This window comes from Bacillus sp. 1A, assembly GCF_052682215.1.
Genome location: NZ_JBQYLZ010000001.1, coordinates 5331991 through 5354929 on the forward strand (window position 1 = coordinate 5331991; position 22939 = coordinate 5354929).

Below are 22939 nucleotides of genomic sequence, written 5' to 3' on the forward strand. Positions count from 1 at the left end.
TATTTTAACATTTATTACGTAAAACAAAAAGAAGAGACTTATGCCTCTTCTTTTTGTTTTGTTGCCTGTATTAATTCACATATTTCTTCTCGCTTTTCATTTTCTAACAGCTCGATGACTTTACTTCCAACGACTACTCCATCACATATTGTAATCATTTCTTCTACATGTTCCTTTGTTGAAATACCGAACCCTGCCACTACCGGTAAATGTGTATGTGATTTTACTTTTTCTAAGTAACTATGAATCTCACCTTTAAAGTTTTGACGTACTCCTGTTACGCCCGCTACTGTAACAGCGTAAACGAACCCTTCTGATTCACTCGTAATTTTTTCAATTCGCTCAATTGGGCTCGTTACTGTAACGAGTGGAATTAGCGCAATGTGTGCCTCTCGAAGTAACGGGGCAATAATATTTTGCTCTTCATACGGTAAGTCTGGAACGATGATGCCATCTACACCTGCTTCTATACAGTTTTCGATGAATCGTTCTTTTCCGAATGCGAGTACCGGATTTAAATATGTCATGAGTACAAACGGAATTTGTACTTCTTTCCTTACCTCTATTAATGCTTGAAAAATACCTTTTACTGTTACACCGCTATCTAGCGCTCGTTTCCCTGCTCTTTGAATCGTTGGACCGTCTGCGACTGGATCTGAAAACGGAATGCCGATTTCAACGATGCTCGCTCCTGCTTCATCTAGAAAACAAATTCTTTCTTTTAATTTTTCAAGGCCACCATCTCCGCCCATTACGTACGGAATAAATGCTTTCTTACCATTTTCAAACGCTGCTTTAATTTTTTCTACTCCCATTTTTTACACCTCTTCCATATAACGTTTTATACTCTCTACATCTTTATCCCCGCGGCCAGATAAACAAATGACAAGTCCTTCGTCTTTATTCATTTGCGGCGCTAATTTTAATGCGTATGCGACAGCATGTGAGCTTTCTAACGCTGGAATAATCCCTTCTTTTTTCGTTAATAATTGAAATGCTTCTAACGCTTCTGCGTCTGTTATTGAATGATAAGAAACGCGTCCAATATCTTTTAGCAAGCTATGTTCTGGCCCAACACCTGGATAATCGAGTCCCGCTGAAATAGAATGCGCTTCTTGAATTTGTCCTTCTTCATTTTGCAGAAGATACATCATCGATCCGTGTAAAACACCAACGCTTCCTTTCGTTAAAGTAGCTGCGTGCTTTTCTGTATGAACACCTTTTCCAGCTGCTTCTACGCCGTAAAGAGCGACTTCTTCGTCGTGTACGAACGGATAAAACATGCCCATCGCATTACTACCACCACCAATACATGCAACGACTGCCTCTGGTAATTTCCCTTCTAACGCTTCATATTGTTTTTTCGTTTCTTTCCCAATTACACTTTGGAAATCACGAACAATTTTCGGGAATGGATGTGGTCCAAGAACGGATCCCATAATGTAGTGTGTATCGTGTACATGTGAAACCCAGTAGCGAAGCGCCTCGTTTACCGCATCTTTTAATGTACCGCTACCTGCCGCTACGCTTTCTACTTTAGCTCCGATTAATTCCATTCGGAACACATTTAATTTTTGACGTCTCACATCTTCTTCTCCCATAAAGATGACGCATTCTAATCCGAGTAGGGCACATACAGTAGCGGTTGCCACTCCGTGTTGTCCTGCCCCTGTTTCAGCGACAACTTTTTTCTTGCCCATTCGTAATGCAAGTAGTGCCTGACCGATTGTATTGTTAATTTTATGAGCTCCTGTATGGTTCAAATCTTCACGTTTTAAATAAATCTTTGCACCGCCGCAATACTTCGTCATATTTTCAGCGAAATAAAGCGGTGTTTCTCTTCCGACGTACGTTTTTAAATAATGATTTAATTCCTTTTGAAACGCTTCATCTTGCATCGCTTCTTTATATGCTTCTTCTAGCTCTAATACAGATTGCATTAACGTTTCTGGAACGTATCGTCCTCCGTATATACCGTAGTGACCTTTTTCATCTGGATATGCGTAGTTCATTTTGAACACTCCTTCGCTTTTATAATAAATTGTTTTATTTTCTTTAGATCTTTCTTTCCTTCTGTCTCTACTCCGCTACTTACATCGACCATGTATGGCTGAATAGTTCGAATCGCTTCTTCTATATTAAAAGCGTTTAATCCACCAGCTAATATCGTTTTCTCTCGCAATTTTTTTGACATATGTGCGAGTAACTCCCATGAAAATTGCTTTCCATTTCCTCCGTGAAACTTTTCTTTCGGGCTATCAAACAATATATAATCCGTTTCATATGTTTGAGCATTTTTCATATCACTCTCTGAAGTTACCCCAAGTGATTTTATAGACGGAATATTCAATCTTCTAATTTGATGATTGTCTTCATCCCCATGTAGTTGCACATGCGTTAACCCACATTCATCTGCAATTTTCTCGATCACTTCTACTGATTCATTTACGAAAACACCAACCTTTAACACGTTTGTTGGAAGCTCCTGAATGATTTCTTTCGCTAGCACTGGAGTGATTTTTCGCTTACTTTCTGCAAAAACAAATCCGAGTGCATCAGCTCCGTATTCGCAAGCACGTTTTGCCGTTTCAACATCAGTGATGCCGCAAATTTTCACTTTCATATGTTCACCTTACAGTCTTCAAAAAAGGTATGAATAGAAGATGATGTCATAAGTGCCTCTCCAACTAACACACCTTTTGCTCCAGCTTTTTTAACACGGATAATATCTTCCTTTGAATGAATCCCACTTTCACTAATCCAAAGTAATTTCTCCTCGTTTAATCGTTTTCCAAGCTTTTCTGTTTGGCTTAAATCAACTTCGAATGTTTTTAAATTACGGTTGTTAATGCCGATAACGTGCGGATTTAATTGGATTGCAATTTCTAATTCCTGCTCATCATGAACTTCAACAATTGCTTCTAATCCTTTTTCTAGTACGTAGCTGTACAGCTCTTTTAATTTTTCTTTCGTTAACGCCGCTACAATTAATAAAATAATATCTGCTCCAGCTTCATACGCCCTATCAATTTGAATCTTATCAATTATGAAATCTTTACATAAAAGCGGAATGTTACTTTCTGCTCTTGCCGTTTGTAAATCGTGAAACGACCCTTTAAAAAATTGACCGTCTGTTAAAACAGATACTGCTCCTGCGCCGCATTCTTCATATATTTTCACTTGTTTTCGTACATCAACGTGTAAATTAATATCTCCTTTTGACGGTGATGCTCGCTTTACTTCTGCAATGACAGTAAACTGCTGTAATGCTTCTACAAGTGAATGTGTCTTTCTACTTTCTTTTAATGGTGTATACGTTTCATATAATGCCGCAACTTCCTTTTTCTTTTGGTCTACAATTTCATCTAAAATCGTCCCCACGTTAATTCACCCTTTCTAATTTTTCATTACTTGCTGCAATTAATAAGTTTAGTTTGGCTAATGCTTTTCCAGAGTCAATGCTATATGCCGCTAGTGTAATTCCTTCTTCGATCGTTTCTGCTTTTCCATTTGCAAAAAGAGCTAAACCTGCATTTAATAAAACAGTATCACGGTAAACACTCTTTTCTCCACTTAATACGCCGAGCGTAATCTTTGCATTTTCTTTCGAATCTCCACCTCTAATCTCTTCGTTTTTCACTATTGAGAAACCATGTTTCTCAGGATCAATACTCGTTTCTACTATTTCATTATCTTTTAAAATGACAACATAATTCTCTCCTTGTAATGATGCTTCATCTAAAAATCCACTTCCGTTTACGACCAGCGCTTGTTTTCTTCCCAGCTTCTGTAATACTTGCGCAACTGGTAGTAACATATCTCGTTTATAAATGCCGACAAATTGTGTTTCTAAATTTACCGGATTTGTTAAAGGACCAATTAAGTTAAAAATCGTCGGCACATTCAATTCTTTTCTTATTTTCATAATGCGTCTTAATGCTGGATGCATCGCTGGTGCGAATAAAAATGCGATGCCGACATGCTCTAATAAATAATCAATTTCGTTTGGCGTACTGCTAATATTTACACCGAGTTCTTCTAATAAATCTGCACTTCCTGTTTTACTAGATACAGCACGGTTACCGTGTTTTGCAACCTTTACGCCAGCTCCTGCGAGTACAAATGCCGATGTTGTACTAATATTAAACGTTTGGGCACCGTCACCACCTGTCCCGCAATTGTCCATTGCTCCTTGTATATGGTTCGAAAACGGTAATGCCTTTTCACGAAGAGCTCGAACAAGGCCGTATATTTCTTCTGCTGTTTCACCTTTCGCTTTCAGTAATACTAAGAAAGCTGCAATTTCACTCTCCAATATGTTTTCATTTAATAAAAGAAGCCCTGCTCTATACATCTCCTCTTCTGTTAAATGTTGTCCTTCCACTAATTTACGAAGATAGTTATTCATACTCTTTCCTCCTCCTTCACTTCTGTTAAAAAGGCACGTATTAACTTTCCACCTTCTTCTGTCGCGATTGATTCCGGATGAAACTGTAATCCGAATAGCGGATAATAATTGTGACGAACTGCCATAATTTCTCCATCGTCCATCGCTGTCGCTAGTATGTCAAAACACTCTGGCAAGCTCGTTTGCGCTGCAACAAGGGAATGGTAGCGCATCGCCGTTAATGGCTGTGTTACATATGAAAAGATTGAAGTTCCATTATGTTTTACACGTGATGTTTTACCGTGTTTAATGTGTCCTGCTCTTACAATGTCTCCTCCAAATGCTGATATAATTGCTTGATGACCAAGGCAAATACCTAATATGGGAACGTTCTTATAAAAATGACGAATCACTTCGATACAAATGCCAGCATCCTCTGGTTTTCCTGGTCCTGGTGATAGCACAATTCCTGTTGGATTCATCCCTTCTAACTGTTCTATCGTTATTTGATCATTTCTTACGACAACAATTTCTTCCTCGTATTCACCTAACAGTTGATACAAGTTATATGTGAATGAATCGTAATTATCAATTAGTACAATCATTTCATTACCTCCAATAGTGCTCTCGCTTTATTTAACGTTTCTTCATATTCAGCTACTGGGTCTGAATCATAAACAATTCCCGCTCCTGCCTGAACATATGCTTTTTCATCCTTTACGACCATCGTTCGAATGGCGAGCGCCATATCAAGATTCCCTGAAAAACTAACGTATCCAACTGCACCTGCGTATACATTTCTTTTTTCATTCTCTAGCTCATTTATAATTTCCATCGCTCTAATTTTCGGAGCTCCCGACACTGTTCCTGCTGGTAGGCAATACGCTAATGCATCAAATCCACTCATTTGTTTTCGCAATGTTCCGTAAACTTCAGCTACAATGTGCATAACGTGGGAGTATTTTTCTACTTTCATATATTTATCTATCGTCACGGATCCAATTTCACTTACTCTGCCAATATCATTTCGCCCAAGATCTACAAGCATCATATGCTCCGCTCGTTCTTTCTCATTTTCTAACAGTTCTTTTTCAATTTCCGCATCTTGCTCCTTCGTTTTCCCTCTCGGCCTCGTACCCGCAATTGGATTCGTCATCACCTTATCTTCTCTAACTGATAACAAGCTTTCCGGCGAAGAACCGAGTACAACATAATCTTGAAAATCGATATAAAACATATATGGTGACGGATTGGCAATTCGAAGTTTTCGGTATAACGCGAATGGATCCCCAATACATTCACTTTGCAAACGCTGTGACAGTACGACTTGGAATATGTCCCCGGCTCTTATATGTTCTTTCGCCGTTTCTACCATCACGCGAAATTCTTTTTCAGTTATTGAAGAAGTAAATGATAATGTTGATCTTATTTCAGTTACTTCAGATTCTTCTCCTTGTAACACTTCCTCTTTGTATACTTGCAATCTTTCATATACTTCTTCATAAGAAGCTGAATCGTCTTCCCTGCATACATATACAAATGATAATTTTTGGCGTAAGTGGTCATACACGATAAACTCACGGTACAGTAAAAGGTGTACTTCCGGAATATTCAATGGATCGTGTAAATCTGCTCCAATGTTTTCATATTGCCGAATGACGTCATAGCCAATATAACCAACTGCTCCTCCGCAAAATGGAAATGGACTGTCTACTTGTGCTGACACGATTACTTCTTCTAACACTTGTAGTACGTTACTTTGCAGCTTTTCTGCCCTGCCGTAAATCGTTCGTTCCACTTCCGTACCAACGCTTTTTACTTCACCATATGGATTACATCCTAAGTAAGAATAGCGTCCTTTATCTTGATGAAGCTGCGAGCTTTCTAATAAAAACTTTTTCTTTCCCTTCATACGTCTATATAAAGAAATTGGCGTAATGCTATCTCCTTCTTCTTCAGCGATTACTAAAAATGTTCTTTCCTTCTCTTTGTGTTTCATAAATTCCTCTTTTGTCATCATGCCTTTCACCTCACCCTGAAAAATAAAAAAGTCCCCTACATATCGAAAATATGTAGAGGACGATAAATTTACCGTGGTACCACCTCATGTTGGACGCAAAAGCATCCCGCTTTGTTCAGGTACAAAATATATACCTTATCCTTGTAACGGCGGAACCCGGGTTGCCTACTGAAAATAATTGTTCAGCATACCTCTCGTAAGCCCATTCCGTATATGGCACCGCACCGGGCTCCCACCTATCCCCGGCTCTCTGTAACGTCTCCAATATACGTACTCTTCTTACTTAAACGATTTCATTTATTTAATTTTTTGTACACAAAAAGGGAGTACTCATCCTATAGAAAGGACGGGTACTCCCGTGGTGCCACCTTAATTCGTTACGAATGTAACGCACTTTACCGTATCAAAAACAATACGTGTCTCTTGTATCGATGAGATCATGTCGCCAAAGCCTACTTCTTTCGTTTCGGTTTGGAAGCTCCGAAGCCCATTCCACATCAATCCCATACTGATTCGCACCAACCATCAGCTCTCTGACATGTTCATCATGTGTACTCTTCTTCATCAACGCTTGCATTTTTTTAAGTTGCACTCATTATAGACTTAACTTTTTTCATAAGTCAATACTTTTAAAAGAATTTTATTTTTCTCTCCTTTCAATATTATATTGACAAAACAACCCCTTTTTATGTAAATATAATAAATACTCTATTAAAAATAAGGTTTTTTGCATGAATATTATATATTAAAAAAGTAAAATGATGTCAAAGAACGCTTACATTTCTGAAAATTCGTATTTCTGTATGGATTTTTCAGAATAATCATGATAGATTATAAATATGCATAACGCATCAAAAGACATGACAAAAGGAAGGGGAACTACATGAGTACGCAGATGTTAACTTTAACTTCAATCTCTATTTACATGCTCGGGATGTTAGTAATTGGCTATTTCGCCTATAAACGAACGTCCAACTTAACAGATTATATGCTTGGCGGGCGTACACTAGGCCCCGCAGTAACAGCATTAAGTGCTGGAGCATCCGATATGAGTGGTTGGCTTTTAATGGGATTACCCGGTGCAATGTTTAGCGTTGGATTAAGTAGTAGTTGGATTGCGATTGGCCTAACACTAGGCGCATACGCAAACTGGCTTTATGTCGCTCCTCGCTTACGTACCTACTCTGAACTTGCAAACAACTCTATTACTATCCCAGAATTTTTGGAACACCGTTTCCACGACAAATCTCACATGCTACGCTTAGTATCCGGACTTGTTATTATGATTTTCTTTACTTTTTATGTAGCTTCAGGATTAGTTTCAGGCGCTGTATTATTTGAAAATTCATTCGGTATGAACTACCATGTGGGATTATTCATTGTTGCAGCAGTTGTCGTGGCTTACACATTATTTGGTGGTTTCTTAGCGGTAAGTTGGACAGACTTCGTGCAAGGAATCATTATGGTAATTGCTCTTATTCTTGTTCCTATCGTAACAATTATGAATTCGAACGGACTTGGACCTGCATTTGACACAATTCGATCTGTAGATCCAACACGTTTAGATATTTTTAAAGGTGCCTCTACTTTAGGAATGATTTCTTTATTCGCATGGGGCCTTGGTTATGTTGGACAACCACATATTATCGTACGCTTTATGGCAATTTCGTCTGTAAAAGAAATTAAAAGCGCACGAAGAATTGGTATGAGCTGGATGATTTTCTCTGTTGTCGGAGCTATGTTTACTGGTCTTATCGGTATCGCTTACTACTCACAACAAGAGTTAACATTATCTAATCCAGAAACAATTTTCCTTGAACTAGGAAAAATTTTATTCCATCCACTTATTACTGGATTTTTATTAGCCGCTATTTTAGCAGCTATTATGAGTACAATTTCATCTCAGTTACTCGTTACTTCTAGTGCTATAACAGAGGATTTATATCGTACATTCTTTAAACGTTCTGCTTCTGATAAAGAGCTTGTATTTGTCGGCCGTATGGCTGTACTTGTTATTGCATTAGTTGGGTGCGCATTAGCGTTTAAACAAAATGATACGATTTTAGCTCTTGTTGGATACGCTTGGGCTGGATTTGGTTCTTCATTCGGACCTGCTATTTTATTAAGCTTATATTGGAAACGTATGACGAAGTGGGGCGCACTTGCTGGTATGATTTCTGGTGCGGCTACAGTAATTATTTGGACTCAATTCAAATTCTTAAAAGAATTCTTATATGAAATGATTCCTGGTTTCACTATTAGTTTACTAGTAATCGTTATTGTTAGTTTACTAACGCAACCTTCAAAAGAAGTTGAAGACCAATTTGAGAATTTCGAAAAACAACATGGTCATAATCTATAAAGGAAAAGCTCTGCTGTTATCGTATCAGCAGAGCTTTCTTTTTATGAAAGTTCGACAATCTTCTACTCGAATTTAACAATTTCTTTATGTTTCGTTAAATTAAACATAACACTACTCCTTTATAGTATTACTATCAGCACTTATACAGAAAGGGGACTCCAACATGTTAGCAGCTTTCCAGCAACAACAAACACGAAAATTTTCACCTATTACAAATACTTCTGCGTCTTGTTTGAACATACAACCTAACCCACCTAAAATTTCAATCGCTCCTTCTGTTATTTCAGTCATTGGTGTTCATATGGAAAAAAATAAGTTGAAAGTAAGAACTGGACAAAGCACTGAGTTATCAGCTTCCGTTTTGCCAGTGCAAGCAACGAATAAAGAACTTATTTGGACAAATATGAATGCTGATGTTATCACAATGTATCCAAAAGGTAATACGGTAACGATTACTGGAAAAAGTGCCGGAAGAGCAGTCGTAATTGTCACAACTACTGAAGGAAAGTTCCGTGACCTATGTATTATTCATGTACAACCTTATATGACAAATCCAAAGTAAAAGAGTGGCTTCCTAGCCACTCTTTTACTTGATTTCAATGTGTGAATTTTTACTTGTAACAAGATTGATGAATTGGTCTTTATCTTTAGGAGAAATAACTTCTGTTTTATGTGCGCCGTAAACAATTTCAAGTCGATCAAATGACAATGCATGAGCAGCTATTGGATTTTTCGTATTTGAAATTTGTTTTATATCTCGTATAAATATGCTTTTTTTAACGAGACCTGATCTAATTGTAATTGTTTCTTCTCCGACGATGTATTTTGTCGAAAACCAACTCCACATAAATAATATTGCTAACGGAAGTGTAAAAAATAAAAGAAAATACTCTTTTCCTGCAAATAGAGGAGCAAAACACGCTCCAATGACAACGTAAAAAATCGGATATAACCATATATCTTTTTTTGATGGAAATTCCATTAAACTTCCCTTCCTCCCCTATATTTCTGTAAAACAAAAAGAGAAGTATCACAACTTCTCTTTTCTCCTCTAACATTATAATTCCTGTGTATACGCCGGCTCATTTACTACATTTTTTGCTGTTCGTTTTTGTTGCTGTAGTAAGAAAACAGATACACCAAACAATACGAGCATGCTACCGATAAATTGCATGGCATTTAGTCTTTCCCCGAGTAAGAAGAACGCTAATATAGATGCTCCAACCGGTTCACCTAAAATACTCATTGAAATTGTTGTTGCATTTACGTAGTTTAATAACCAATTATTAATGACGTGTGACACTGTCGGCACAACCGCAAGTAAAAGAAAAACGGTCCAATCCCACTTCGTATAACCTGTAAAAGGCACTTGCAATACTATATTATAAATCCCCATAAAAATACCGGCGAATGCAAAGACTGTAAAGCTGTAAATCCAGTGTGATACTTTCTTTACTGTCGTTTGCCCGATAAATAAATAACCAACAACCGCTATGACACTTAAAAAGGATAATATATCTCCATAAATTGCTTGTTCACTTAACCCTAAATCTCCCCACCCAATACACATTACGCCTAGTATCGCTATTCCCATTGTCGCAATGGCTGAGTATGTTGTTCTTTCTTTAAATAAGAAGAAACCTCCAACTAAAGATACGATTGGTTGAAGCGCTAAAATAATCGTCGAACTAGCAACTGTCGTATGCTTTAAAGATTCAAACCACAAAAGAAAATGAAGCGCTAAAAAGAAACCAGATCCAATTAAAAATCCCCAATCTTTTATTTGAATCTTACTAAACTCTTCCCGTTTTTTCCAAACGATAGGCAGCATAATAAGCACGATAATCCATAATCGATACATACTTAATATTGAAGATGGTGCTGAGGACATCTTTACAAAAACTGCTGCGAATGAAATGGCTATAATAGAAATTGCTAATGGTAGTGCGATTGATCTTTCTTGTTTCAAATTCCGTCTCCCCTCTCACCTGTCAAAAATCCCACTTCATTATATCCGTTTTCTTTCATAACTTAAATACTAATTTTTTAGATTCTTCGTACCATTATGGTAAAATAGAAACGAAAGCACCTATTAGTGAATATTTCTTTCTTTTTCACTACAAGCGTCGCTCTTACAATCATTACAGTAAATTTTTATTTAGGGGGATCTACATGAATCAAACAATAGGGAGAATTGAAGAAATTTCATTTTATAGCGCATCACTTCAAGAAGATGTTACACTTCTCGTTTACTTACCAGTAAATTACACACCACTGCACAAACATACAGTTGTAATTGCACAAGATGGTAGAGATTATTTTCAGCTTGGTAAAGCGCACCGTGTAATTGAGCGCCTTCGTGAAACTGAAGAAATTGACCGTACAATTATTGTCGGTATTCCATATAAAAATGTACACGATCGTAAAGAAAAATATTTCCCAAATGAAGTGAAAAACGCTGCGTATATTCGTTTCCTTGCTCATGAACTTGCACCATATATCGATGAAAATTATCCAACGTACCAAATGGGAAAAGGTCGTGTGTTAATTGGCGATTCTCTTGGCGGGACAGTTTCCTTCATGACTGCACTTATGTATCCGCATACATTCGGTAAAGTCGTTATGCAATCACCATTTGTGGATGAAACAGTGATGAACTTAGCAAAAGACTTTAAAAATCCGGAGGCGCTAGACCTTTATCACGTCATTGGGACAGAAGAAACAGCTGTAAAACGCACTGATGGACAAGTATCCGATTTCGTTGGGCCGAACCGTGAGCTCAATACGCTTCTGACAGATAGAAATTTCATCACACATTACGAAGAATTCGAAGGTAACCACACGTGGAAATATTGGCAAACTGATTTACCGAAAGCTTTCTCTCATATTCTATCAATGAAATAATAGAGAGCAGTATTCAGAATAATTTGATATAATAGATTAAGAGAGTTATTTTCTCAAAATCTAACTAGACTTACAAAGGGAGGAATTGGAACATGAAATTAGGCATTGTAATTTTTCCATCTAAAATGATTCAAGATAAAGCGAACGGATTGCGTAAACGTTATGATCCGCACTACGCATTAGTTCCGCCACATATTACATTGAAAACACCCTTTGAGACGCAAGATGAACAATTAGAATCGATTGTAAAAGAGTTACATACAATCGCAAGTAAAACGAACCCTTTCACCCTTCATGTCGGAAAAGTTGGTTCATTCGCACCTGTTAATAATGTTCTTTATTTTAAAGTAGAAAAAACACCTGAACTTACTTTCTTAAATGAGGAGATGCATAGCGAATTCTTTATACAAGAACGCGAGTACGCTTTCGTACCTCATTTAACAATCGGACAAGGCTTATCCGATGCAGAGCATGCTGATGTATTAGGTCGATTACGTATGAAAGATTTCTATTATGAACAACCAATTGATCGCTTCCATCTTCTATATCAATTAGAAAACGGAACGTGGACTGTATACGAAACATTCCACCTTGGAAAGGGGAACAACTAATTTGCACGCACAGATCGTACAAACGGACGAACAACTAAGAGATGCATTCTCTGTACGTAAGCAAGTATTTGTGAATGAGCAACAAGTTTCTGCTGACGAAGAGTATGATGAGTTTGAAGAAACTTCAACACACGTTGTTATATATGATAATGATGTTCCAGTTGGTGCTGGTCGTTTTCGCATACTGGATGGAATAGGAAAAATGGAACGCATTTGCGTACTAGCTTCCCATCGTAAAAAAGGCATTGGAAAAATTGTTATGGATGCACTTGAAGCGTATGCGAATGAAAACTCGCTACCAAAATTAAAGCTGCATGCCCAAACACATGCTGAAGATTTCTATAAGAAACTTGGATATGTAACGCATTCTGATGTATTCATGGAAGCAAATATTCCTCACATCGTTATGATAAAAGAATTGTAATTTGAAAACAGGAGGTATCCCCTCCTGTTTTTTACATTGCTATTTTCTTTTTCTTCCGCTAAAGTTAAATGTTGATGCTATAGTTTTGAAGGTGAATATATGACACAAGAAAAATTTTCACAAAAATCATTAACGCACGCTGACATTCCGCGTGCAACATATCATATTCCGAAAACATCTACCCATTTAATTATGGAAGAAGATGCAGATGCGGCGTATTTTCGCGCTCTCGAACAACAAAATGTTTTTTTAAATGAAAAACAATTAGAGGCTGTGCGAACGACAGAAGGCCCTGTCCTTACATTGGCTGGTGCCGGAAGCGGGAAAACATCTGTTTTAACAACCCGCGTAGGTTATTTAGTAAATGTAAAACAAGTTCATCCACGAAATATTTTATTGCTTACATTTACACAAAAAGCAGCTGAAGAAATCCGAAACCGTGTAGCAAATTTACCAGGTATGAATCGTGCTGCAAGTAGCTACGTTGTTGCTGGTACATTCCACTCTGTCTTTTTAAAATTGCTTCGTAGTCAAGGATATAATCAGCAAATTTTAGCAAATGAAAAACATAAACAAATTATGATAAAGAAAATCTTGAAAGAATTGCGTCTAAAAGACGATTATGATGCTGAAACAATGCTCGCCATGATTTCACTTGAGAAAAACAAATTGAATCGTCCGAAAGATGTAAAAGCAAAAACACCCGTTGAACAAGAATTTAAAGAAGTATACGAGCGTTTTGAAGAAGTAAAACAACGATATAATTATATTGATTTCGATGACATCTTATTAGAAACATATTATATGTTAGAAAATAACGTTCCTTTGCTTACCCAATTACAACAACGTTTCCACTATATTGAAGTAGATGAGTTCCAAGATACATCGTATGCACAATATGAAATTGTAAAATTGTTAGCCACGCCAAGAAATAATTTATTTATCGCAGGTGATGACGATCAGGCGATATATGGCTGGCGAGGAGCAAGTCACCAAATTATTTTATCTTTTCCAAAAGAATTTGATAACACTACGATTATCGCACTTAATACGAATTATCGATCCAATCCTTTTATCGTCGGGCTTGGAAATGAAGTTATCAAACTAAACCAGGAGCGTTTTGATAAAGAGCTATATTCTGTGCGTGAAGAAGGTGTACAACCTTTTTACGCAAGACCTGCTACGACTCTTGATGAAGCAAATCAAATTTTGCAGCTCATTCAAGAAAAAGTAGATAGCGGCGAACGCAACTTTAAAGATTTTTGTTTATTGTATCGTACACATTCTGTAAGCCGTTCGTTACTTGATCAGCTTACAATTCACAAAATCCCGTTTATTAAGCACGGGGCGAGTCAATCATTTTATGAACATTCTTTAATTAAGCCTGTATTAGATCATTTAAGACTGGTGATTGAACCGTTTCGACTAGAATCACTTTCAAATATATTGCCAACTATGTATATCGGACGTGATGATTGTATTTCATTTATTGAACGTGAACAATGGAAATATGGCGAGGGGCGGTTCCCTTCTCTTCTTCATTTCTTATTATTAAATCCGAGCTTGAAACCTTTTCAAGTAAAAAAGGTAAATGAGCGTATCGATTTTATTAAATTTATAAAAGAATTAGAACCGAAAAAAGCATTAAAAGAAATTATTCATGGTAAAGGAAAGTATTTAGAGTACTTACAAAGTAACGATCGTTCTTCCTTTACGATGCATAAAGATATACAAGAAGAAATGTTAGAAGAATTAATGGAGTCAGCAACTCGTTTCAGCGATATTCCAGCTTATTTACAATTTATTGATGAAGCAATTCAAGGTCAAAAAGAAATGGAAGCATTAAAAACAATGCCGGAAAAAAATGCTGTTTCGCTTATGTCTATTCATAACGCAAAAGGCCTTGAATTTCCATGCGTCTTTTTACTTGGAGCGAGCGATGGTATTCTTCCCCATACTTCTTCTTTAAAAGATGCAAATGATCGTGTTACAGAGACTTCTGAAGCTTTAGAAGAAGAACGTCGACTACTTTATGTCGCAATTACACGTGCGAAAGAAGAACTTTACATTTCCTCTCCGCAATTTTTTAGAGGAAAAAAATTAGATATATCTCGTTTTTTATATACTGCGCGAAAAGATTTACCTGAAAAGACATCCACTAAATAAGGATGTCTTTTTTTATATTGCATTATGTACATCCCTACTATATAAATTCCCTGCTTTTATCGTAAGAATTAACGTAATATCGACCATATCTCATTCATATTGTAATAGTGTATGTCAGAACTCACGATAAGGAGTGAACATAATGAGCTGCAATTGTAACGAAGACCATCATCACCATGATTGTGATTTCAACTGTGTATCGAATGTCGTTCGTTTTATACATGAATTACAAGAATGCGCAACTACAACATGTGGATCCGGTTGCGAAGTTCCATTTTTAGGTGCACATAACAATGCATCAGTAGCGAATACACGTCCTTTTATTTTATACACAAAGACTGGAGAACCTTTTGAAGCATTTGCACCATCTTCAAGCCTTACTAGTTGCCGATCTCCCATTTTCCGCGTAGAAAGTATAGATGATGATGACTGTGCTGTACTCCGTGTATTGACTGTAGTTTTAGGTGATGGTACCTCTGTACCACCTGGTGACGACCCAATCTGTACGTTTTTAGCTGTACCAAATGCAAGGCTAGTGTCGACATCTACTTGTATTACTGTTGATTTAAGTTGTTTCTGCGCTATTCAATGCTTACGTGATGTTTCTATATAAAACTAAATATTAATTTAAGCATGGATTGGGTGGCAGAGTTTTCTGCCACCCAATCCATGCTTAAAAGCTATTATTATGTATTTTTCATAAAATTGGGAACTTGTCTAGAACATAGAACCTGTCCTTTTCATTAACTGAAAGTAGAAACAGATAAAGGAGTGAAAAACATGTTCTCTTCTGATTGCGAATTTACTAAAATCGATTGTGAGGCGAAACCAGCTAGTACACTACCTGCCTTCGGTTTTGCTTTCAACGCGTCTGCACCTCAGTTCGCTTCACTATTCACACCACTACTATTACCTAGCGTAAGTCCAAACCCAAATATTACTGTTCCTGTAATAAATGATACAGTAAGTGTTGGAGATGGCATTCGAATTCTACGAGCTGGTATTTATCAAATCAGTTATACATTAACAATTAGTCTTGATAACTCACCTGTTGCACCAGAAGCTGGTCGTTTCTTCTTATCATTGGGTACGCCAGCTAACATTATTCCTGGATCAGGTACAGCAGTTCGTTCTAACGTTATTGGTACTGGTGAAGTAGACGTATCCAGTGGTGTTATTCTTATTAACTTAAACCCTGGTGATTTAATTCAAATTGTACCAGTTGAGTTAATTGGAACTGTAGACATTCGTGCTGCAGCATTAACAGTTGCACAAATTAGCTAGTAAAAAGCGGTATTTCTTCATTAGAAATACCGCTTTTTATATTTATAATAAAAAACACTCACAGTAATATGAGTGTTTCATTCTTCATAATGTTTTATTGTGTTCTTCTTTTTCCCGCAATTACATCCCTTTTTCTTCACAAACCCTTGTTGTTGTAATTGTTCTTGGTATGCCTGTTGTTGTGCTTGGTGTTGTTGCTGTATATGATACCATTGCTGCAGGTCATATGAATTTTGCCTTGGACTATTACTCACAGCAAACATCTCCTCTACTGTCAATTCTGTCTATTCACTATATGAACAACTCTTTATTTCCGTTCCCTCATTCTTTTAAACTCCGCTTTTTCTCGTATTATGAAAATATATTATTCTCCCATAAAATATCCTGTAATCGTTTCAATGATTGCTGCTGCTCCTGCAATAGCTAATAATGCAAGTAACGGCTCTGCAACGATAGGGATCCAATTATATAAAACTAATAAAAAAGCACTAACCCATACACCTGTACACCAATAGCAGCTGAATAATTCGCCAATCCACTTTCTTAATCCTTTACCTTTTACTTTTGTAAAAGTTGATACACTTCCATCCGGCTCTGTAATCTCTACTTCGTCAATAAACGGTCTTCGCAAAAAAGCTGTAATTTTATCATAAACAATTAAACGGGTTAGCCTAAAGGCAGCTAACGCAAAAATAAAAAATAAAAGCCAGCTTGTAAACAGCATGATTCCACCTTCCCTTATCTTCTTTCGCCTATTTAAAAAAAAAGGTCTTGAGATTGTGACCAAATCTCCTCGACTCCAATATCTTATTAATGTAAATACAAACAAGAAGATAAGGAGTGACATTAATGAGTTGTAACGAAAATAAACACCATAGCTCTTCTCATTGTGTAGTTGACGTTGTAAAATTCATCAATGAATTACAAGATTGCTCTACAACAACGTGTGGATCTGGTTGTGAAATTCCATTTTTAGGTGCACACAATAGTACCGCAGTAGCGAATACACGCCCTTTTATTTTATACACAAAAGCTGGAACACCATTTGAAGCATTTGCACCAGTTGGAAATCTTGATTTCTGTACGTCTCCAATTTTCCGTGTTGAGAGTGTAGATGATGATAGCTGCGCTGTACTACGTGTATTAACTGTAGTATTAGGTGATGGTTCTCCTGTACCACCTGGTCCTGGTGGCGACAATCCAATTTGTACATTTTTAAATGTACCAAATTCAAAGTTGAAATCGACACCTACTTGCATTACTGTTGATTTAAGCTGCTTCTGTGCGATTCAGTGCTTACGCGACGTTTCTATCTAATAAGTTAAGTAAACTAAAAAACTATTGGGGTGGTAGAAGATTTTCTACCACCTTTACATATTTAAAAGCCCGCCATACTAATCGATTGGATATCATCTATAGACAACTTAATATCTCGCATACTATTTGGCGGCATAATAGCTACCATTCCATTACGATACGATATGATTGATCCAACATATGAGACTGTAGCTGTTTTTATTCTGCACCTTATTTTCGGAATATAATGAGGGCGGTTTAATAAAAAATGAATCTTCTCTTCATTATTCATATCCTTAAATGATTTATTATACGGGACAGTTCTCACTGGCTCTTGTTGTTCTTGTTGCTCTTGCTGCTCTTGTACTTGTTCCTCTTCTTCTATTTTTTCTTCTACTTGTTGCTCTTCTTGTTGCTCTATTACCTCTTCCACAGCACTACTTACAATATTTTCGTTTCTATTACTTTCCTCTTTTCGATCTTCATTTTCAAAGTTTGTTAAGATAATTCTTTTTATTTTCGGTGCAGCAAGTTCCAAATTTACTTGCGCAATATATAACAACGGTTTTCCAACTGTTGAACTTTTATTTTTATTCTTCACACTCGTCCCTCCCACTTCCATACGTAGCTGAATAAATTGTGTACTATTATAGTTATATTCATAACGTGGTAAGAACTTTCGTTAAAAATTGTTCTTTCTAAGAACAAATAAAAAGGACAATCTCAACATTTAGAGATTGTCCTTTAAAAATTAATATTATATTTATCCTAGGATATGATACCCTGAATCAACGTGAATGTTTTCTCCTGTTACGCCTCGTGCTAAATCACTGAATAAGAATACTGCCGTATCCCCAACTTCTTCTGGAGTTGTTGTACGACGAAGTGGTGCGCGCTCCTCAATTTCTCTTAAAATTGAGTTAAAGTCGCCTACGCCTTTTGCAGATAACGTACGAATTGGTCCTGCAGAAATAGCGTTAACGCGAATGCCGTGTTGGCCTAAATCGTTAGCTAAATATTTTACGCTCGCTTCTAATGAAGCTTTCGCAACACCCATAACGTTATAGTTTTTCACAACGCGCTCGCCGCCAAGGTATGTTAACGTTAAAATATTTCCGCCTTCTGTCATTACTTTCTTCGCTTCTCTTGCTACAGCTGTTAAAGAGAATGCACTAATATTTTGTGCAAGTAAAAATCCATCGCGAGAAGTATCTACAAATTCACCTTTTAAATCATCACGATTTGCAAAAGCAATACAGTGTGCAACACCGTGAATTGTACCAACCTCTTGCTTGATTGTTTCAAAGCAAGCTGTAAGTTCTTCATCATTTGTTACATCACAAGGTAATACAAGTGATTCTTGTCCTTCTAAAGTGTCCGCTAATTCACGAACGTTTCTTTCTAAACGTTCTCCTGCATATGTGAATATTAATTTTGCACCTGCATTATGCAAAGAGCGAGCAATTCCCCACGCAATACTTCTTTGGTTCGCAACGCCCATAACAACAAATGTTTTCCCTTGTAATAGTTCCATGATATATCCTCCCAGAATTACTTATACTTGTTATTAGTACCTGATACTATAATTATAGTACCATAAAACCTCTTAAAGGCAAACAAAAAAGTCATTAACTTAAATTTTGTTAATGACTTTTTGTTTCTATAAAAAACCGCTCTAATCCTTCTTCCCAAGAAGGCATTTGTGAAAAACCATTTAATCGTAGCATGTTATGTTGGAAAACAGAATATTTCGGTCTCGCTGCCGCCGATCCAAATTCTTCGGTTGAAACAGGTAATACATTCACTTTCATATTTGCATCCGAGAATATTTTTTTTGCAAATTCAAACCAAGAACATGAACCTCTATTTGATACATGATACGTACCGTATAAAGAAGTGTGAATGAGCTTATTAATCATCACATTTAAATCCGCCACATAAGTAGGAGAACCAATTTGATCCGCTACAACAGATAATTCTGCTCTTTCTTTTCCTAACCGCATCATCGTTTTCACAAAATTGTTTCCATACTTACCATATAACCACGATGTTCGAACGATAAAATATTTATTATGTAACTCTTTGACAAACTGCTCTCCCGCATACTTAGAAGCCCCGTATACATTTATCGGTGATGGATTATGAAACTCATGATAGCCATCTGGTCTGTCACCTTGAAATACATAATCGGTACTAATATAAACTAATTTCGCCCCTACTAATTGTGAAGCAACCGCTACATTTCGAGCTCCTATTGCATTTATTACATAAGCAAGATCTTGTTCTTTCTCGGCATGATCAACCTTCGTATACGCTGCACAATGAATAATTATGTGTGGCCTTATTTCTTGTACCACTTGCTGCATTCGGGATATATTTGTTATATCTAGTAACTTTTTATCAAATGGATATATGTCATATTCTTCAGGATTTAACTCTTCTTGTAGTTGCTTTCCCAATTGACCATTCGCTCCCGTTATGATAATCCGTTCTTTCATTTATATGCCCCTTATTTTTCTTTTAGTGGTTTCCACCATTCTATATGATATTCATACCATTCCACCGTTTCTTTTAACCCCTGTTCAAACGTATACTGCGGTTCCCACCCGAGCTCATTCTTCATCTTTTGTGCATCAATCGCATAACGACGATCATGCCCTAAACGATCTGTAACATACGCAATATCTTCTTTCGTTTTTCCTAAGAGAGAGATAATTTGTTCCACAACATCTACATTGGTTTTTTCATTATTTCCACCTATATTATATACTTCTCCTATACGTCCCTTATGCAGAACAACGTCAATCGCACTACAATGATCCGTTACATGTAACCAATCTCTTACATTTAATCCATCGCCATATAACGGTAGTTTTTTTCCTTCCAGCGCATTCGTAACCATTAACGGAATTAACTTTTCAGGATATTGATACGGCCCATAGTTATTGGAGCAACGTGTTACTATAACTGGTAATTGATATGTTTTATAATAAGATAAAGCTATCATGTCGGCGCTCGCCTTGCTTGAAGAGTATGGACTATTTGGAGCTAATGGGGTTTCCTCGGTAAATCGCCCCGTTTTCCCTAAAGAGCCATACACCTCATCTGTTGATATTTGCACGAGTTTAATATGTGGATATTTTTTTACTAACTCTAATAATGTGACTGTCCCAATTACATTTGTATCATAAAAAGGGATCGGATTTTCAATACTACGGTCCACATGTGATTCAGCTGCGAAATTTACAATTACTTGCACGTCACGTTCCTTAATAACATATTCCAGCAGCTCTCCATTTTGAATTTCCCCTTTTACAAAAGAGTAATTAGGATGCCCTTGAAGAGACTTTACATTATTTAAGTTTCCACTATATGTTAATGCATCAAAATTAATAATTTTATATGTTTCATAGCTTTGTAACATGTAATGAACAAAGTTACTTCCAATAAATCCAGCCCCACCTGTTACTAATATATTCATAAACAACTCTCCTACTCAAAAGCTATCTTCACATTCCTGAAGCAACGGTAATATTCGATCTTTGTCAGACAAAATAGGACTTGTTACCGGCCATGGAATTGCTAAATCTTTATCTTCCCAAAGTACCCCTGAGTCATGATCGGCACTATAATACTCATCTACTTTATACATAACAATAGTATGCGGCACAAGTGTACAAAAACCATGTGCAAATCCTTTTGGCACTAACAATTGCCGATGATTATCCGCGCTTAAAATATATCCTCTCCACTGTTTAAACGTTGGTGAATCTTTTCGCAAATCAACGATAACGTCATAGATTGCCCCTTGCATAACTTGAATAAGTTTCGTTTGTGCTTTCGGATTTTTTTGAAAGTGTAATCCCCGAATCGTTCCCGCTTCTGCTGAATAAGAAACATTATCCTGTACAAATGAATACGTAACCCCTAATGTTTCTAGCACCTTCTTATTATAACTTTCAGTAAAAAAGCCACGCTCATCTCCAAATAACCTCGGTTCCAACAATTTTGCGTCGGTAAAGTTTGTTTCTACAACTTTCATATTCTCACCTATTCTCCGTTAAACTGTTTACCAAAGTTTATATCCCGCGCTAACGTATTCGCCCTTTGAAGAGAAACATGAGTTCCCGCATCAGTCCACCAACCACTCATTTCATTATAAGTAAGTACCCCTCGCTTTAAATACCAATTATTGATATCTGTAATTTCAAGTTCTCCCCTTGCGGAAGGTTTTAATTCTTTTATATAAGAAAAGACTTTCGGGTCATACAAATAAATTCCTGTAACTGCATAGGAACTTTTCGGCTCTTTCGGCTTTTCTTCAATTTCAATTATTTTTCGGTTTTGAATATGCGCCACGCCAAATCTCTCCGGATCATCTACAGATTGCAGCAGTACTTTCGCACCTTCTTTTTGAGTTGCAAACTCTTCCACGTACGGACGAATGTCATCTGAAAAGATATTATCCCCTAATATAACTACCATACGATCTTTCCCAACGAAATCTTCACAAAGCCCTAATGCTTGTGCAATTCCGCCAGCCTTATCTTGCACACGATACGTAAAGGACACCCCAAACTCTTGACCGCTTCCTAAAAAACTAACAACATCTCCCATATGCTCTTTACCTGTAATAATCATAATATCTGTAATTTCGCATTGTTTTAGCTTATATACCGCATGATAAATCATTGGATAACGTCCAACAGGAAGCAAATGTTTATTCGTTACTTTCGTTATTGGATATAGCCTCGATCCAGTACCGCCTGCTAAAATAATCCCTTTCACTCTGCATCTCTCCCTTATGATGGAGATAGTATATCTTTGTACTGTTCTACAAACACTTTTCGATCTTTCTCATATGTATCCGCATCAAATTCATCTCCGTTATAATGAATACACCATAAATTTGATTGATTTGGGATACCAATTAAATAACCAGCCCTTTGAAACTCTAAAGACTGTGATACATCATAAAAGTGGAACCCTTGAAACAAATCTTCTCGCCACGGAATATCATACTGCGTTGCCATGAATAGGCCATCAATTGCCTGCACCGACATAAAAGATTGGCTTCCATAAAACCCCTGATCTAAATTTAATAATTGATAATTCCGTCCTCTATACTCAATCACTTTCCCTACTAAATTTTTCCCTTCCCACCATATCCCGTTACTCGGTAAAAATTGGGCTCCAGCTACTCCAATTAAGCCAAGCTTTTCATTATCTTTAAAAAGGGAAATAAGTGTATAAAACATCTCTCGATTAATAAGATAAGTATCTTGATGTATATAAACCTTATACTTCGCGGGATATGAAAGTGCTCGGTTATATGCACTTGCCATACTTTTTGCATCTCGTATCGGAAAAATTTGTACGACATAATCAGGGGGAACAAAAAGGTTTCTTATTTGTCTCTCGCATTGTTCAAATAGCTCTTCATTATTTACACAAACAACAACTAATATTGTACGATCCTTCATTT

At 36.8% G+C, this 22939-nt stretch carries 27 protein-coding genes and 2 other annotated features; of the genes, 9 read left to right on the plus strand and 18 right to left on the minus strand.

Annotation, left to right across the window (positions count from 1 at the left end; all coding sequences use genetic code 11):
* Positions 1-38: 38 nt before the first annotated feature.
* Genes trpA through trpE form a run of 7 tightly spaced genes read right to left on the minus strand, consistent with a single transcriptional unit; the run spans position 39 to position 6407 of the window.
* The gene (gene trpA / locus ACUN0F_RS27310; protein WP_000537819.1) at positions 39-815 is read right to left on the minus strand and encodes a tryptophan synthase subunit alpha; all 777 of its coding nucleotides are present in this window, start codon (positions 813-815) and stop codon (positions 39-41) included.
* A 3-nt stretch (positions 816-818) separates the two neighbouring features.
* Entirely contained in the window at positions 819-2012 is a 1194-nt protein-coding gene (trpB, locus tag ACUN0F_RS27315) for a tryptophan synthase subunit beta (protein ID WP_445540472.1), read from the minus strand.
* A complete protein-coding gene (locus ACUN0F_RS27320; protein ID WP_000865138.1) occupies positions 2009-2623 on the minus strand; it encodes a phosphoribosylanthranilate isomerase in 615 nt (204 codons plus the stop codon). The genes trpB and ACUN0F_RS27320 overlap by 4 nt, the downstream gene beginning before the upstream one ends.
* On the minus strand, positions 2620-3381 hold the full coding sequence (trpC, locus tag ACUN0F_RS27325) for an indole-3-glycerol phosphate synthase TrpC (protein WP_046957047.1): 762 nt from the start codon (positions 3379-3381) through the stop codon (positions 2620-2622). The genes ACUN0F_RS27320 and trpC overlap by 4 nt, the downstream gene beginning before the upstream one ends.
* A gap of 1 nt (position 3382) precedes the next feature.
* A complete protein-coding gene (gene trpD / locus ACUN0F_RS27330) occupies positions 3383-4408 on the minus strand; it encodes an anthranilate phosphoribosyltransferase (RefSeq protein ID WP_264462674.1) in 1026 nt (341 codons plus the stop codon).
* A complete protein-coding gene (locus ACUN0F_RS27335; protein ID WP_264462673.1) occupies positions 4405-4992 on the minus strand; it encodes an aminodeoxychorismate/anthranilate synthase component II in 588 nt (195 codons plus the stop codon). The genes trpD and ACUN0F_RS27335 overlap by 4 nt, the downstream gene beginning before the upstream one ends.
* Positions 4989-6407, minus strand: coding sequence for an anthranilate synthase component I (gene trpE, locus ACUN0F_RS27340; RefSeq protein WP_445540473.1), 1419 nt, complete (start codon positions 6405-6407; stop codon positions 4989-4991). The genes ACUN0F_RS27335 and trpE overlap by 4 nt, the downstream gene beginning before the upstream one ends.
* A gap of 52 nt (positions 6408-6459) precedes the next feature.
* Positions 6460-6704: a binding site (T-box leader), on the minus strand.
* Positions 6705-6746: 42 nt separating this feature from the next.
* Positions 6747-6984: a binding site (T-box leader), on the minus strand.
* A 306-nt stretch (positions 6985-7290) separates the two neighbouring features.
* Between trpE and putP the strand changes: the two genes are divergently transcribed.
* Both putP and ACUN0F_RS27350 read left to right on the plus strand, forming a co-directional pair.
* Entirely contained in the window at positions 7291-8769 is a 1479-nt protein-coding gene (gene putP, locus ACUN0F_RS27345) for a sodium/proline symporter PutP (RefSeq protein ID WP_445540474.1), read from the plus strand.
* Between the two features lie 163 nt (positions 8770-8932).
* Positions 8933-9331: an Ig-like domain-containing protein gene (locus tag ACUN0F_RS27350; RefSeq protein ID WP_060489373.1), complete on the plus strand. Its 399-nt coding sequence runs from the start codon at positions 8933-8935 to the stop codon at positions 9329-9331.
* 24 nt (positions 9332-9355) lie between these two features.
* Here the strand turns inward: ACUN0F_RS27350 and ACUN0F_RS27355 are convergent, their stop codons facing one another.
* Together ACUN0F_RS27355 and ACUN0F_RS27360 are read right to left on the minus strand one after the other, a co-directional pair.
* The gene (locus ACUN0F_RS27355) at positions 9356-9751 is read right to left on the minus strand and encodes a PH domain-containing protein (protein ID WP_046957041.1); all 396 of its coding nucleotides are present in this window, start codon (positions 9749-9751) and stop codon (positions 9356-9358) included.
* 75 nt (positions 9752-9826) lie between these two features.
* Positions 9827-10738, minus strand: coding sequence for a DMT family transporter (locus ACUN0F_RS27360; RefSeq protein ID WP_445540475.1), 912 nt, complete (start codon positions 10736-10738; stop codon positions 9827-9829).
* Positions 10739-10941: 203 nt separating this feature from the next.
* Here ACUN0F_RS27360 and ACUN0F_RS27365 point away from each other — a divergent pair, with 203 nt between their 5' ends.
* The 6 genes from ACUN0F_RS27365 to exsF all read left to right on the plus strand — a co-directional run bounded on the left by ACUN0F_RS27365 (position 10942) and on the right by exsF (position 16158).
* The gene (locus tag ACUN0F_RS27365; RefSeq protein WP_001076844.1) at positions 10942-11673 is read left to right on the plus strand and encodes an alpha/beta hydrolase; all 732 of its coding nucleotides are present in this window, start codon (positions 10942-10944) and stop codon (positions 11671-11673) included.
* Positions 11674-11765: 92 nt separating this feature from the next.
* The gene (locus tag ACUN0F_RS27370) at positions 11766-12284 is read left to right on the plus strand and encodes a YjcG family protein (protein ID WP_000765870.1); all 519 of its coding nucleotides are present in this window, start codon (positions 11766-11768) and stop codon (positions 12282-12284) included.
* Position 12285: 1 nt separating this feature from the next.
* On the plus strand, positions 12286-12708 hold the full coding sequence (locus tag ACUN0F_RS27375; protein ID WP_046957039.1) for a GNAT family N-acetyltransferase: 423 nt from the start codon (positions 12286-12288) through the stop codon (positions 12706-12708).
* Positions 12709-12807: 99 nt separating this feature from the next.
* Entirely contained in the window at positions 12808-14874 is a 2067-nt protein-coding gene (locus ACUN0F_RS27380; RefSeq protein ID WP_046957038.1) for an ATP-dependent helicase, read from the plus strand.
* Between the two features lie 142 nt (positions 14875-15016).
* Positions 15017-15487 (plus strand): spore coat protein CotY, encoded by a 471-nt coding sequence (gene cotY / locus ACUN0F_RS27385; RefSeq protein ID WP_001277699.1) that lies wholly within the window; start codon positions 15017-15019, stop codon positions 15485-15487.
* Positions 15488-15654: 167 nt separating this feature from the next.
* Positions 15655-16158, plus strand: a complete 504-nt coding sequence (exsF, locus tag ACUN0F_RS27390) for an exosporium protein ExsF (RefSeq protein WP_000492937.1) — start codon at positions 15655-15657, stop codon at positions 16156-16158.
* Positions 16159-16235: 77 nt separating this feature from the next.
* Here exsF and ACUN0F_RS27395 read toward each other — a convergent pair whose 3' ends face one another.
* Positions 16236-16421 (minus strand): hypothetical protein, encoded by a 186-nt coding sequence (locus tag ACUN0F_RS27395; protein WP_033657682.1) that lies wholly within the window; start codon positions 16419-16421, stop codon positions 16236-16238.
* A 101-nt stretch (positions 16422-16522) separates the two neighbouring features.
* Positions 16523-16882 (minus strand): DUF1360 domain-containing protein, encoded by a 360-nt coding sequence (locus tag ACUN0F_RS27400; protein ID WP_327973767.1) that lies wholly within the window; start codon positions 16880-16882, stop codon positions 16523-16525.
* Between the two features lie 125 nt (positions 16883-17007).
* Between ACUN0F_RS27400 and ACUN0F_RS27405 the strand changes: the two genes are divergently transcribed.
* On the plus strand, positions 17008-17475 hold the full coding sequence (locus tag ACUN0F_RS27405; RefSeq protein ID WP_445540476.1) for a CotY/CotZ family spore coat protein: 468 nt from the start codon (positions 17008-17010) through the stop codon (positions 17473-17475).
* 61 nt (positions 17476-17536) lie between these two features.
* Here ACUN0F_RS27405 and ACUN0F_RS27410 read toward each other — a convergent pair whose 3' ends face one another.
* The 7 genes from ACUN0F_RS27410 to ACUN0F_RS27440 form a co-directional block, all read right to left on the minus strand.
* Positions 17537-18076 (minus strand): spore coat CotO family protein, encoded by a 540-nt coding sequence (locus ACUN0F_RS27410; protein ID WP_445540477.1) that lies wholly within the window; start codon positions 18074-18076, stop codon positions 17537-17539.
* A gap of 141 nt (positions 18077-18217) precedes the next feature.
* On the minus strand, positions 18218-18988 hold the full coding sequence (gene fabI, locus ACUN0F_RS27415) for an enoyl-ACP reductase FabI (protein ID WP_000421885.1): 771 nt from the start codon (positions 18986-18988) through the stop codon (positions 18218-18220).
* Between the two features lie 109 nt (positions 18989-19097).
* Positions 19098-19952, minus strand: coding sequence for a dTDP-4-dehydrorhamnose reductase (rfbD, locus tag ACUN0F_RS27420; RefSeq protein WP_000664403.1), 855 nt, complete (start codon positions 19950-19952; stop codon positions 19098-19100).
* 11 nt (positions 19953-19963) lie between these two features.
* Positions 19964-20935: a dTDP-glucose 4,6-dehydratase gene (gene rfbB, locus ACUN0F_RS27425; RefSeq protein ID WP_097858156.1), complete on the minus strand. Its 972-nt coding sequence runs from the start codon at positions 20933-20935 to the stop codon at positions 19964-19966.
* Positions 20936-20950: 15 nt separating this feature from the next.
* Entirely contained in the window at positions 20951-21496 is a 546-nt protein-coding gene (gene rfbC, locus ACUN0F_RS27430; RefSeq protein WP_264462669.1) for a dTDP-4-dehydrorhamnose 3,5-epimerase, read from the minus strand.
* An 8-nt stretch (positions 21497-21504) separates the two neighbouring features.
* Positions 21505-22242 (minus strand): sugar phosphate nucleotidyltransferase, encoded by a 738-nt coding sequence (locus ACUN0F_RS27435; RefSeq protein ID WP_060489356.1) that lies wholly within the window; start codon positions 22240-22242, stop codon positions 21505-21507.
* Between the two features lie 14 nt (positions 22243-22256).
* Positions 22257-22937, minus strand: coding sequence for a glycosyltransferase family protein (locus ACUN0F_RS27440; RefSeq protein ID WP_445540478.1), 681 nt, complete (start codon positions 22935-22937; stop codon positions 22257-22259).
* Positions 22938-22939 lie beyond the last annotated feature (2 nt).